We start from the raw sequence: 12,378 nt of genomic DNA on the forward strand, positions 1-12,378 counted from the left end.
AAAGAGAGCACAAGGTTATAGGATCAAGCGAATAAGTGCATGTGGTGGATGCCTTGGCGATTACAGGCGAAGAAGGACGTGCAAGCCTGCGAAAAGCTCTGGGGAGCTGGCAATGAAGCTTTGATCCAGAGATGTCCGAATGGGGAAACCCACTCCGCAAGGAGTATCCCATCCTGAATAAAATAGGGATGAGGAAGCGAACCCGGCGAACTGAAACATCTAAGTAGCCGGAGGAAAAGAAATCAACCGAGATTCCCAAAGTAGTGGCGAGCGAAATGGGACCAGCCTGCAAGTGATAGTCAGATCGTTAGCGGAAGCCTCTGGAAAGTGGCGCCGTAGTGGGTGATAGCCCCGTACGCGAAAACGAACTGATGGTACTGAGCTTGCGACAAGTAGGGCGGGGCACGTGAAACCCTGTCTGAACATGGGGGGACCATCCTCCAAGGCTAAATACTCGTAATCGACCGATAGTGAACCAGTACCGTGAGGGAAAGGCGAAAAGAACCCCGGGAGGGGAGTGAAATAGATCCTGAAACCGCATGCATACAAACAGTGGGAGCCCCTGCACAAAGCATCTTCAGGGTTCTTTCGACGAGGCGAAGCCGAGTCAAAAGAATACTGTATGAAATAGGGAAGTGCAGGCAAAGAACCCGGAGGGTTCTTTGTGCAGGGGTGACTGCGTACCTTTTGTATAATGGGTCAGCGACTTACGTTTTGTTGCGAGCTTAACCGAATAGGGGAGGCGTAGGGAAACCGAGTCTGATAAGGGCGAAGAGTAGCAAGGCGTAGACCCGAAACCAAGTGATCTATCCATGGCCAGGATGAAGGTGCGGTAACACGCACTGGAGGTCCGAACCCACTAATGTTGAAAAATTAGGGGATGAGCTGTGGATAGGGGTGAAAGGCTAAACAAACTTGGAAATAGCTGGTTCTCTCCGAAAACTATTTAGGTAGTGCCTCAAGTATCACCGACGGGGGTAGAGCACTGTTATGGCTAGGGGGTCATCGCGACTTACCAAACCATTGCAAACTCCGAATACCGTTGAGTGCGAGCTTGGGAGACAGACATCGGGTGCTAACGTCCGGTGTCAAGAGGGAAACAACCCAGACCGCCGATTAAGGTCCCCAAGACATAGTTAAGTGGGAAACGAGGTGGGAAGGCTCAGACAGCCAGGAGGTTGGCTTAGAAGCAGCCATCCTTTAAAGAAAGCGTAATAGCTCACTGGTCGAGTCGTCCTGCGCGGAAGATGTAACGGGGCTCAAACTATGCACCGAAATCGCGGATATGCGTGCTCCTTTAAGGGCATTCGAGGAAAGTCGCTTGTCGTCGAGCGAAGCGAGACGACAAAGCGTTTACAAAGTCGAGTGTTATTAAAGGAGCACGCATATGGTAGGAGAGCGTTCTGTAGGCCTGCGAAGGTGTCTCGTGAGGGATGCTGGAGGTATCAGAAGTGCGAATGCTGACATGAGTAGCGATAAAGGGAGTGAAAAGCTCCCTCGCCGAAAGCCCAAGGTTTCCTGCGCAACGTTCATCGGCGCAGGGTGAGTCGGCCCCTAAGGCGAGGCTGAAAAGCGTAGTCGATGGGAAACAGGTTAATATTCCTGTACCTCTTTGTAATGCGATGGGGGGACGGAGAAGGTTAGGTCAGCCGGGTGTTGGACGTCCCGGTTCAAGCGTGTAGGCGTGCTCCCTAGGCAAATCCGGGGAGCTGAGCTGAGGCGTGATAACGAGCGATTTTATCGCGAAGTGATTGATACCATGCTTCCAAGAAAAGCCTCTAAGCTTCAGTTACAGAGAGACCGTACCGCAAACCGACACAGGTGGGCAGGATGAGAATTCTAAGGCGCTTGAGAGAACTCAGGAGAAGGAACTCGGCAAATTAGCACCGTAACTTCGGGATAAGGTGCGCCCTGGTAGGTTGTAGTCCCTCGCGGACGAAGGCCGAAGGGGTTGCAGTGAAATGGTGGCTGCGACTGTTTAATAAAAACACAGCACTCTGCAAACACGAAAGTGGACGTATAGGGTGTGACGCCTGCCCGGTGCCGGAAGGTTAAGTGATGGGGTGCAAGCTCTTGATCGAAGCCCCGGTAAACGGCGGCCGTAACTATAACGGTCCTAAGGTAGCGAAATTCCTTGTCGGGTAAGTTCCGACCTGCACGAATGGCGTAACGATGGCCACACTGTCTCCTCCTGAGACTCAGCGAAGTTGAAATGTTTGTGAAGATGCAATCTCCCCGCGGCAAGACGGAAAGACCCCATGAACCTTTACTGTAGCTTTGCATTGGACTTTGAACCGATCTGTGTAGGATAGGTGGGAGGCTGAGAAACCGGGACGCTAGTCTCGGTGGAGCCGACCTTGAAATACCACCCTGGTTTGTTTGAGGTTCTAACCATGGCCCGTGAATCCGGGTCTGGGACCGTGCATGGCAGGCAGTTTGACTGGGGCGGTCTCCTCCCAAAAGGTAACGGAGGAGTACGAAGGTACGCTAGGTACGGTCGGACATCGTGCTAATAGTGCAATGGCATAAGCGTGCTTGACTGCGAGACCCACAAGTCGAGCAGGTACGAAAGTAGGTCATAGTGATCCGGTGGTTCTGTATGGAAGGGCCATCGCTCAACGGATAAAAGGTACTCTGGGGATAACAGGCTGATACCGCCCAAGAGTTCATATCGACGGCGGTGTTTGGCACCTCGATGTCGGCTCATCACATCCTGGGGCTGTAGCCGGTCCCAAGGGTATGGCTGTTCGCCATTTAAAGTGGTACGCGAGCTGGGTTTAAAACGTCGTGAGACAGTTTGGTCCCTATCTGCCGTGGGCGCTGGAAGTTTGAAGGGACCTGCTCCTAGTACGAGAGGACCGGAGTGGACGAACCTCTGGTGTACCGGTTATGACGCCAGTCGTATCGCCGGGTAGCTAAGTTCGGAAGAGATAAACGCTGAAAGCATCTAAGCGTGAAACTCGCCTTAAGATAAGACTTCCCTGGGGACTCGATCCCCCTCAAGGGTCGTGGAAGACCACCACGTTGATAGGCAGGGTGTGGAAGCGCAGTAATGCGTTAAGCTAACCTGTACTAATTGCCCGTGAGGCTTGATCCTATAACCTTGTGCATGCCACAAGAATACAACTCAACACAATCACAACGACAACCTTCCTCCATCAACGCCTAGTCGAACCCTCGACTAGCCGCAAGTTTTGCTTGGCGGCCATAGCGCTTCGGACCCACCCCTTCCCATCCCGAACAGGACCGTGAAACGAAGTTGCGCCGATGATAGTGCACATCCGTGTGCGAAAGTAGGTCACCGCCAGGCTCCCCATTCCACAAAGCCCCGTCCAGGTTCCTGGTCGGGGCTTTGTGCTTTCTTGGGACACTATGTTCCATAGTGTCCCGCTGCATGCTTTCCCCGGCTTTATCTACGTCATTGCGAGGCGCCTCCCTCCGTGGCGCAACGACTTCGTCATTGCGAGGCGCGGAGCGCCGTGGCAATCCAGTTCGTTCTTCCGTTTCCTCGCTCTTGTCGGCTATCGACGCGCGAGGCCATATCAGCCCCACCCACTGGATCGCCACGCCCTGCGGGCTCGCGATGACGCGTCGCCCTCCGGTCAGTGCGAGGCGCCTCCCTCCGTGTCGCAACGACGCCGTCATTGCGAGGCGCGGAGCGCCGTGGCAATCCAGTTCGTTCTTCCGTCTCCTCGCTCTTGCCGGCTAGCCACGCGCGCGCCGATATCAGCCCTACGCACTGGATCGCCACGCCCTGCGGGCTCGCGATGACGGGTTGCAGCTCCGGGCAGCGTCTTTCGTCCCTTCGCAGTTTCATGTTAAGCCGATCGACCTGCGCCAGGCCGATCGACAGCCCGCACCGCGCCGATGCCATTCGAGAGACCTGTGGTATAGTTCCAAGATTTGGCTGACGGGGCGCGCATGCCTGCCGGCGGTGCCGAGCTTCGTCATGTCGACGGCACTTGTCCAGGCGATGGAACCTGCGGCCTTTTCCTGTGTCAAAGGCAACTTGATTCCAGCGGGAGAGTTTTTCGATGTCGTATCCAGCCCCGGACGTTCCAGCTGCTTCTGCGAACGTCGATCGCTTGCCCCGCTATCCGCATGCGCGGTCGCCGGCACCCGGGGAGATGCTCGAAGTTGCGCCCGGCGTGCGCTGGCTGCGCATGCCGCTGCCTTTCGCCCTCGATCACATCAACCTGTGGCTGCTCGAGGACCAGGACGAAGTCGGTGCCGGCTGGGCGATCGTCGATACCGGCTTCGCGCTGCCGGTGGTACGTGAGTGCTGGGAGAAGATCCTCGCCGACCTCGCCGCGACACCGCGTGGCGGGCGCATCACCCGCATCATCGTCACCCACTTCCACCCGGACCACATCGGTCTCGCCGACTGGCTGAGTGCGCGCACCGGCGGGCCGGTGCAGATGACACTCGGCGAATATCTCACCGCCCACGCCGTCTGGAACGAGATCGGTGGCCACGGCACCCAGCCGATGCTGGCACAGTTTCGCGCTCATGGACTTTCCCGGGATCGCTGTGCCGCGATCGAGGCTGCCAGCGGCAACTACAACCGCGGCGTGCCGAGCTTGCCGACGAGTTTCCGTCGTCTGTTCGCCGGCGATTCCCTGGTGATCGGTGATCATTGCTGGGAGGTTCGCATCGGTTTCGGGCACTCGCCGGAGCATGTCGCGTTATACTGCGCTGCAACACAGCTTCTGATTTCGGGTGACATCTTGTTGCCAAGAATCTCGACTAACATCAGCGTCTATGCAGTGACGCCGCATGCCGACTCGCTCGCCGACTACCTCGGCTCGCTCGACCGCCTGCGCGATCTGCCCGAAGAGACGCTGGTTCTTCCCTCGCATGGACTCCCCTTTCACGGCCTGCATGCGCGTGTCGACGCGCAGCATGCGCATCATGCGGAGCGCCTTGCCTTGCTCGAATCGGCGTGCACGCAGCCCAGGTCGGCAGCCGATCTCCTGCCGACGCTGTTCGAGCGCGAGCTCGACCCGCACCAGACGATGTTCGCGATGGGCGAAGCGATCGCCCATCTCAACCGGCTCGAGCGTTCCGGTCGCCTGCGTCGCCAGGCCGGGAGCGACGGCGTCACTCGTTTTGTTCGGGTTTGAATGCAGCATCCGTAGTCAAAATTTCATCACCGGGGCGCAAGCTGATGGCGCCGCCGGCAAGGCCGCTTAACTAACGCACCAGGAGTCATGCATGACGAAGACTGTCACCCCCGCTGAAGAGAAACAAATGCCCAATCCCGCCGAGATTGCACAAGCCTACGCCGATGTGGCGCAGCGTGCCTCGCGCATCCTGACCCAGCATCTCGAGAAGACTGCCAAGCAGGGCATCGCCATGCCCACCGATGAACTCGGCGTGGCCAAGGCGTTCATGGACCTGTCCTCGCGCCTGCTGGCCAACCCGGTCAAGCTTGCGCAGACGCAGATGAACATGATGTGGGACTACTTCTCGCTGTGGCAGCACACGACGATGAAGATGATGGGGGTCCCGCTCGCCAATCCGGTCGCCGCGCCCGCCAAGGGCGACAAGCGCTTCAAGGACGAGGACTGGGAGCAGCACTTCCTGTTCGACTTCATGAAGCAGTCGTACCTGATCACCGCGCGCCACCTGCACGATACGGTCAGCTCGGTCGAAGGGATCGACGCGCACACGCAGGACAAGATCAACTTCTTCACCCGCCAGTACATCGACGCGCTGTCGCCGTCCAACTTCGCGCTGACCAACCCGGAAGTGTTCCGCGAAACGGTCAAGAGCAACGGCCAGAACCTGCTGAAGGGCTTCAAGAACCTGCTGCACGACTTCGAAGCCGGCGACGGTCAGCTGCGCATCCGCATGACTGACACCGAAGCCTTCGAACTCGGCAAGAACGTCGCGACGACGCCGGGCAAGGTCGTCTTCCAGAACGATCTGATCCAGCTGCTGCAGTACAACCCGAGCACCCCGGACCAGTTCAAGCGTCCGCTGCTGATCGTTCCGCCCTGGATCAACAAGTACTACATCCTCGACCTGCGCGAGAAGAACTCGTACATCAAGTGGGCGACCGACCAGGGGCACACGGTGTTCGTCATGTCCTGGGTCAACCCGGACGAGAAGCTCGCCGACAAGAGCTTCGAGAACTACCTGACCGAAGGCACGCTGGCCGCGCTCGACCAGGTTTGCGCGATCACCGGCAGCAAGGAAGTCAATACCGCCGGCTACTGCCTCGGCGGCACGCTGCTGATGACGACGCTGGCCTGGCTCGCGGCCAAGCGCGACAAGCGCATCGCGTCGGCGACCTTCTTCACGACCATGCTCGACTTTTCCGATCCGGGTGAACTCGGCATCTTCCTCGACGAGCAGTCGGTCTCCGGGCTGGAGAAGAAGATGGCCGACCGCGGCTACCTCGAAGGCTCGGAAATGGCCGGCACCTTCAACATGCTGCGCGCCAACGACCTGATCTGGTCCTTCGTCGTGAACAACTACCTGCTCGGCAAGGATCCGTTCCCGTTCGACCTGCTCTACTGGAACTCCGACTCGACGCGCATGCCGTACGCGATGCACAGCTACTACCTGCGCAACATGTACCTGAACAACAAGCTGCGCGAGCCGGGTGCGCTCGAACTGGCCGGGGTCAAGATCGACATCACGAAGGTGAAGACGCCCTGCTACTTCATCTCGGCGATCGAGGACCACATCGCTCCGTGGAAGTCGACCTACATGGGCGCGCACCTGCCGTCCGGCCCGGTCAAGTTCGTCCTCGGCGGTTCCGGCCACATCGCCGGCATCGTCAACCCGCCGGCGGCCAACAAGTACGGCTACTGGACCAACGACGAACTGCCCGAGCAGGCCGACGACTTCCTCGCCGGTGCGACGCAGAACCCCGGCTCGTGGTGGACCGACTGGCAGCAATGGGTGACCGCGCTGCCCAAGGGCGACGAGAAGGTCGAGGCGCGCGTCCCCGGTGCCAACGGCTGGCCGGTGCTCGAAGACGCGCCGGGCTCCTTCGCCAAGTTCCGCCTCGACAAGCAGAAGAAGGCCTGAGCTTGAGCTGAGGTGCACCGGAGGGGCTCGCTCCTCCGGAAGTTACGCGGGCGGCAAGGATCTTCCTTGCCGCCCTTTTCCATTACGGGGACGGTACACTTGAAGCGGAAGAATTGAGCATGCCGTTCCGGTAATTGCGCCCATTCGCGGCTTACGCCCCTCCCACGAAAACGCTCTGCGGCATTGGACTGTCGTGGGAGGGCCGTGAGGCCCGAATAGGGGGCGCTTCGATGCCGTCACTGCGAGGCCGTCATTGCGAGGCGCGTAGCGCCGCGGCAATCCAGTTCGTACCTCCATCTCTGCGCCCTTCGCGATGCGAGACCTACGCACTGGATCGCCACGCCCTTCGGGCTCGCGATGACGATCACGCTCTCAGCCCCTCTCCATGCACTCCTGGCTCCGCCGTCATTGCGAGGCGCGTAGCGCCGCGGCAATCCAGTTCGTACCTCCATCTCTGCGCCCTTCACGATGCGAGACCTACGCACTGGATCGCCACGCCCTTCGGGCTCGCGATGACGGGTTGCCGATCGCGACGTCCGCTCACGGCAGCGGCCTGCCGTGGGACGGCCGATGAGGCCCGAACAGGGGACGCTTCGATGCCGTCATTGCGAGGCGCGTAGCGCCGTGGCAATCCAGTTCGTACCTCCATCTCTGCGCCCTTCACGATGCGAGACCTACGCACTGGATCGCCACGCCCTTCGGGCTCGCGATGACGGGTTGCCGATCGCGACGTCCGCTCACGGCAGCGTCCTGCCGTGGGAGGGCCGATGCGGCCCGAATGGGGGACGCTTCGACGCCGTCATTGCGAGGCGCGTAGCGCCGTGGCAATCCAGTTCGTTCTTCTGTCTCTGCGCCCTTCGCGATGCGAGACCTGCGTACTGGATCGCCACACCCTTCGGGCTCGCGATGACGGGTTGCCGATCGCGACGTCCGCTCACGGCAGCGTCCTGCCGTGGGAGGGCCGTGAGGCCCGAATCCGTGACAGCCCACCTCACGCTGACAGATGGGCACCCGGGTAATCTCGCTCCGCGTTCATCCCTTTCGCGACGCGTTCGAGTAAGCTTGCGCCATGAATGGCCAGATCCTTCCGGACTATTCAGGTGGCGGCATCGTCAACCTGATGCAGAGCATCGGCGTCGCCTGCGGCGCGACGCCTGCGCTGCCCGTCCATGCGCAATGCCGCGCGCTGCCGGCGGCGCAGCTGGCCGAAGCGCGCTCGATCGTCCTCGTCGTCATCGACGGCCTCGGCGCCGAGCTGCTGCGCTCGTCTGCTGCCGAGTTTCCGAATCTTGCGCGCCATGTCGTCGGCGAACTCAGTTCGGTCTTTCCATCGACCACCGCCAGCGCCGTCGGCGCCTTCATGAGCGGGCTGGCGCCGCAGCAGTCGGCGCTCACCGGCTGGCGCATGCATCTGGAAGAGATCGGCCAGACGCTGGCGATCCTGCCTCTGGCGCCGCGCTGCGAGCCGCCGAAGTTCCCGGCCGCCGAACTGCCGCAGCGGCTGTTCGACCATCCCTCGTTCTTCTCGCGACTGTCGCGGCCGAGCGTCGTCTTCTCGCCGCGCGCGATTGCCGGCAGCCCGTTCAACGCCTGGCATACGCAGGGCGCCGAAAACCTCGCCTACGCGACGCCCTGGGCGATGTTCGCCGGACTCGCCGAGCGCCTGCGCGCGCCCGGTCCTCGGCGCTATTTCTACGCCTACTGGGGCGACTACGACACCGTCGCCCATCGCTCGGGCCGCAGCAGCGAGGCCGCGCGGCGGATCCTTGCCGATTTCGACGCCGCCTTCGGCGCCTTTCTCGCTGCGGTGCAAGGCAGCGACGCCTGGATCGTCGCCAGCGCCGACCACGGTTTCATCGACGCGCCGAGGGAGCACCTGATCGCGCTCGACGAACACCCCGACATCGTCGGCCTGCTCGAACGGCCGCTCTGCGGCGAACGCCGCGTCGCCTACGCCTATGTCGCCGAGCCGAACCGTGCCGTCTTTGCGCAGCTGTTGCGCGAGCGTTTCGGCCACGCGCTCGACCTGCTGCCGAGCCAGGAGTTGGTCGCCGCCGGCTGGTACGGCCAGGGCGAGGCGAACCCGCGCCTGCACGCGCGCATCGGCGACTTCGTGCTGGTGATGAAGGACGACTGGACGATCGTCGATTGGCTTCCCGGCGAGAAGCGCTTCGACATGATCGGCGTGCATGGCGGCCTGTCCGCTGCCGAGATGCGCGTGCCGCTGATCGCGCTCCGGGTCTGAGCGGGACGCCGATCATGCGCAGCTTCCTTTGCTCGATGATCCTGCTGCTGGCCTGTCTGCTCAGCACCGCGTCGATGGCGCAGCAGATCCTGCCCGATAGCGGCAAGGTGTCGCTCGGGGAACACTGGGCCCTGCTGCTCGACCCGGACGAAGCGCTGACCGTCGCCGATCTCGCCCAACCGGAAGTCGCCGCCCGTTTCGCGCCGCAGTTGGCGCCGCCGGCGCTTGGCTACATCAGGGGCGCGGCATGGCTGCGCATCACCGTGACGCGACCGGCGACTGCCGAACCCGAGTGGTGGCTCGAACTGCATGCGCCGACGCTCGATGAAGCCATCCTTTATCTGCCGCGTGCCGACGGCAGCATCGACACGCGCGTGGCGGGCGACGCCCATCCCCGGGAGCGGCGGGATGTGGATTTCCGCTCGCCGCTCTTCAAGCTCGACTTGCCCGCTGATACTCCGCTCACCTTCTACGTCCGGATCAAGGGGGTCAATTCGCTCAGCTTTCAGCTGCTGCTGTGGTCCCCGGAGACCTTCGTGGAGGAGCTCGCGCGCGAACAACTGCTCCTGGGGTGTTTCCTGGCCATCCACCTGCTGCTCTTCCTCAGCAGTCTGTGGCTCTTCCTGGTCACGCGCGAGTGGTCGTACGGCATCCTGAGCCTGTTCACCCTGGATTTCTTTCTGACGGCCCTCGCTGCCGAGGGCTTCTTGTCGCAGTACCTGCTGTCGGGAATGCCCGCCCTCAACGAAGCCTTGGTGGCCGGCAGTTGGGTCCTGAACACCCCCATCGGCGTGCTTTTCATCGCCTCGTACGTCGGCCTGTTGCACCCGCCGCGGCCGCGCTGGGTCACTGCATTCGTCGCCGCCACCTGGGGGGTGGCCTTGCTTGCCTTCTGGCTGTTCCTTGCCACCGAGCAGACCTGGGCACGCCCGGCCTACATCCTCTGGCAGAGCCTGACCACGGCGACGATCTTGTTGATTGCGCTCAGGCTCGCGCAGCAGGGCAACCGGCGCGCCAGAGTTCTGTTGCTGGCACTGCTGCCTTTCGTGCTTGGCGCATTTGCTCGCCTGGCGCGCAACAGCGGTCTGATCGACGCCAACGAACTGGTCGATAACGCCTATTACCTGGGGACGTTTTCGTATCTGTTGCTGGCGAATCTGGCAGTCAGCGCGAGTTATCAGGCCATGCGCCGGGAGAAGGAGGCTGCGCAGTTGCAGGCGCTCGAGGCCTCGCGTCTGGCCGCGCAGGAACTGGAACAGCGGGTGAGTAGCCGCACACGTGAACTGCACGAGTCGATGAAGCAGTTGAGTGCTTCGCTCGACAGCGAACGGCGCGCGCAGGCCGAGCAGAGGGAATTCCTCGCCACGGTGTCGCATGAATTGCGTACGCCGCTGACCATCATCGACACCACCGCGCAGAACCTCCTGCAGGAGGCCGAAACCGATGCCGAGTCGGGGGAGTCACGCTTCGATGCCGTCACCCGGGCCCGCTACGAAAAGATCCTGCGCGCCACCCGGCGCCTGGCCGACACGCTGGAAGACCATCTCGACGACAAGCGCTTCAGCCTGCTCGGTCGTGGCGCCCAGCGCCAGCCCTGCGATCTGGCTGCACTCCTGCGGGAGGCCGCCAGGTCGGCACAGATGTTGAGCGAGCAGCACGTCTTCCGCGTCGATGCCGAAGATCTTCCCGCTGTATTCGTGTGTGATCCCGACCTGACCCGACTGGTCCTGCTCAGCCTGGCCGACAACGCGGTGAAATACAGTCCCCCGGACAGCCTGATTTGCCTGCGTGGCGAACGCGCCGGCAGACGCAGCAGCGACGGCATTCGACTCGAGGTGATCGACTCCGGCCCGACGATTCCGGCGGACGAAGCCGGGCAGGTCTTCGCGGCACACTTTCGGGGTCGCAATGCGGCCGGCCGCACCGGCTCCGGCATGGGGCTGACCCTGGCGCGGCGCATGATCCAGATGCAGGGCGGAACGCTCAGCCTCAAGCAGACAGGCGTGCAGGGGAACTGCTTCAGCATCTGGTTGCCGTACTTGAGTGTCCCGGATGGGTCCGCCGCAGCCGACGTGCCAGTGACCGAAGTCACCCGGAGGTGATCGATTGCGGGCAGGTACAGCCGCCAAATCGTGCCGGACATGGGCTTCGCTCTTGACTGACCCGGCGCGCTCCGCTGAAATGTCCGTTCGAAGTGAAAAGCTCTCTTCAGCCACGAAAGAAAACATAGGGTTGCCGTCGTTCAGGGGCTAAGCCAGCACCTCATATCCGCTCGGCGTCTGACCCGATCGATGATTTCGTCTTTTTCGTGCATTTCGTGGCCAATTCCTTTTTCCAGGTTCAACGCGCAGCGGACCGGGCATGAAAATCATCGTCGTCGAAGACAATCTCGATCTGCAGCAGGAGTTCCTGTTCCTGTTGCACAAGAACGGGCACGAAGCCGTCGGCGCGAGCTCGGCCGCCGAACTCGATGCCCGCATCGCCGAGGATCGTCCCGACGTGATCCTCCTCGATGTCGGCCTGCCCGGCGAGGATGGCTTCTCGATCGCGCGGCGCCTGTCCGGCACGCCCGGACTCGGCATCGTGATGCTCACCGCGCGCGGCAGCGACGAGGACCAGGTTCTCGGCATCGAAGGCGGCGCCGACAACTATCTGGTCAAGCCGGTGAATAATCGCGTTCTGCTGGCGGTTCTCGACCGGGTATACCGGCGGCTGCATGCGCCACCGAGCAGCGGGAAGTCCGTCTGGCAACTCAGGCGACAGGAACGCGTACTGCTTTCCCCCGCCGGCAAGGAAGTGGTGCTGACCGAGACCGAGCAGGAACTCATCGCAACCATGGTCCGCTGCAGAGGCAAGGCCGCCAGCCGGCGCCAACTGATCGAAGCCCTCGGCCACGATTTCCTGCTCTATGACGAGCGTCGCATCGAGGTCAAGATCAGCCGTCTGCGCAAGAAGATTCGCGACGCCGCTGACGGCGAGGACCCCCTCAAGTCCGAATGGGGGGTCGGTTACGCCTTCGCAGCGCCCTGTCTGCTCGTCTGACTTGACGGCGCGGGGCGTCCCCCGCCGTGAAACGCGTGCGGCTGTCGCCG

General features: G+C 61.7%; 5 protein-coding genes and 2 rRNA genes. All 7 read left to right on the plus strand.

Annotation, left to right across the window (positions count from 1 at the left end):
• Window positions 1-21 precede the first annotated feature (21 nt).
• The 7 genes from CCR84_RS01790 (at window position 22) to CCR84_RS01820 (ending at window position 12,328) form a co-directional block, all read left to right on the plus strand.
• A 23S ribosomal RNA gene (locus CCR84_RS01790) occupies window positions 22-3,097 on the plus strand.
• Between the two features lie 100 nt (window positions 3,098-3,197).
• A 5S ribosomal RNA gene (rrf, locus tag CCR84_RS01795) occupies window positions 3,198-3,310 on the plus strand.
• An 817-nt stretch (window positions 3,311-4,127) separates the two neighbouring features.
• Window positions 4,128-5,123 (plus strand): MBL fold metallo-hydrolase, encoded by a 996-nt coding sequence (locus tag CCR84_RS01800; protein WP_242508482.1) that lies wholly within the window; start codon window positions 4,128-4,130, stop codon window positions 5,121-5,123.
• Between the two features lie 91 nt (window positions 5,124-5,214).
• Window positions 5,215-7,041: a PHA/PHB synthase family protein gene (locus CCR84_RS01805; protein WP_201209227.1), complete on the plus strand. Its 1,827-nt coding sequence runs from the start codon at window positions 5,215-5,217 to the stop codon at window positions 7,039-7,041.
• 1,069 nt (window positions 7,042-8,110) lie between these two features.
• Entirely contained in the window at window positions 8,111-9,286 is a 1,176-nt protein-coding gene (locus tag CCR84_RS01810) for an alkaline phosphatase family protein (RefSeq protein ID WP_201209228.1), read from the plus strand.
• A 14-nt stretch (window positions 9,287-9,300) separates the two neighbouring features.
• Entirely contained in the window at window positions 9,301-11,388 is a 2,088-nt protein-coding gene (locus tag CCR84_RS01815) for a sensor histidine kinase (protein ID WP_201209229.1), read from the plus strand.
• Between the two features lie 259 nt (window positions 11,389-11,647).
• A complete protein-coding gene (locus tag CCR84_RS01820) occupies window positions 11,648-12,328 on the plus strand; it encodes a response regulator transcription factor (RefSeq protein WP_201209230.1) in 681 nt (226 codons plus the stop codon).
• Window positions 12,329-12,378: the final 50 nt, after the last annotated feature.

The sequence above is a fragment of the Rhodocyclus purpureus genome, assembly GCF_016653115.1.
Classification (GTDB): domain Bacteria; phylum Pseudomonadota; class Gammaproteobacteria; order Burkholderiales; family Rhodocyclaceae; genus Rhodocyclus; species Rhodocyclus purpureus.

Excerpts from the sequence above, each read along its gene's own strand:
- CCR84_RS01800 (WP_242508482.1), top strand. The coding sequence starts at position 4,128 with ATGCTCGAAGTTGCGCCCGGCGTGCGCTGGCTGCGCATGCCGCTGCCT.
- CCR84_RS01820 (WP_201209230.1), top strand. The coding sequence starts at position 11,648 with ATGAAAATCATCGTCGTCGAAGACAATCTCGATCTGCAGCAGGAGTTC.
- CCR84_RS01810 (WP_201209228.1), top strand. The coding sequence starts at position 8,111 with ATGAATGGCCAGATCCTTCCGGACTATTCAGGTGGCGGCATCGTCAAC.
- CCR84_RS01805 (WP_201209227.1), top strand. The coding sequence starts at position 5,215 with ATGACGAAGACTGTCACCCCCGCTGAAGAGAAACAAATGCCCAATCCC.
- CCR84_RS01815 (WP_201209229.1), top strand. The coding sequence starts at position 9,301 with ATGCGCAGCTTCCTTTGCTCGATGATCCTGCTGCTGGCCTGTCTGCTC.